This window comes from Ruegeria sp. BC2 (assembly GCF_056539245.1).
In genome coordinates this window covers 1-1,103 of the sequence record NZ_JBQFUQ010000008.1, presented here as the reverse complement: position 1 = coordinate 1,103, position 1,103 = coordinate 1, and the positions used below count along the sequence as shown (strand labels likewise).

The 1,103-nt window shown below is 60.2% G+C and carries 1 protein-coding gene; it reads right to left on the bottom strand.

The window, feature by feature from the left end; all coding sequences use genetic code 11:
- On the bottom strand, positions 1-1,103 hold a 1,103-nt coding region (gene tuf, locus ACR0CU_RS18390; RefSeq protein ID WP_480643604.1), incomplete at both ends, for an elongation factor Tu.

Genomic DNA, 1,103 nt, shown 5'->3' with positions numbered 1-1,103 from the left:
TTTTCCATGGCGATCGGGGCGATCAGCTCGACGCCGAACGACACGTTGTCGCCGGGCATGACCATCTCGGTGCCTTCGGCCAGGGTCACGGTGCCGGTCACGTCAGTCGTACGGAAGTAGAACTGCGGACGGTAGTTCGCGAAGAACGGAGTGTGACGGCCGCCTTCTTCCTTGGTCAGGATGTAGGCTTCGGCTTCGAACTTGGTGTGCGGAGTCACCGAGCCCGGTTTACACAGAACCTGGCCACGCTCAACGCCGTCACGGTCAACACCACGCAGCAGGGCGCCAATGTTGTCGCCGGCTTCACCGCGGTCCAGCAGCTTGCGGAACATCTCAACACCGGTGCAGGTGGTCTTCTGCGTGTCGCGGATGCCGACGATTTCGATCTCGTCGCCAACGTTGATCACACCACGCTCGACACGACCGGTCACAACGGTACCGCGGCCCGAAATCGAGAACACGTCTTCAATCGGCATCAGGAACGGCTGGTCAACAGCGCGCTCGGGCGTGTCGATGTACTCATCAACGGCCGCCATCAGTTCGCGGATCTTGTTCTCGCCGATTTCCGGGTTGTTGCCTTCCATCGCGGCCAGAGCCGAACCTGCGATGATCGGAATGTCGTCGCCGGGGTAGTCGTAGCTGGACAGCAGTTCGCGAACTTCCATCTCAACCAGTTCCAGCAGCTCTTCGTCGTCAACCTGGTCAACCTTGTTCAGGAACACGACCATCTTCGGGATGCCAACCTGGCGGCCCAGCAGGATGTGCTCGCGGGTCTGCGGCATCGGGCCGTCAGCGGCGTTCACAACCAGGATCGCGCCGTCCATCTGCGCCGCACCGGTGATCATGTTCTTCACATAGTCAGCGTGGCCGGGGCAGTCGACATGCGCATAGTGGCGGTTGTCGGTCTCGTATTCCACGTGGGCGGTCGAGATGGTGATGCCGCGCGCTTTCTCTTCCGGCGCACCGTCAATCTGGTCATACGCCTTGAAGTCGCCGAAATACTTGGTGATTGCTGCGGTCAGCGTCGTCTTGCCGTGGTCAACGTGGCCAATCGTGCCAATGTTGACGTGCGGTTTTGTACGCTCAAACTTTTCCTTTGCCAT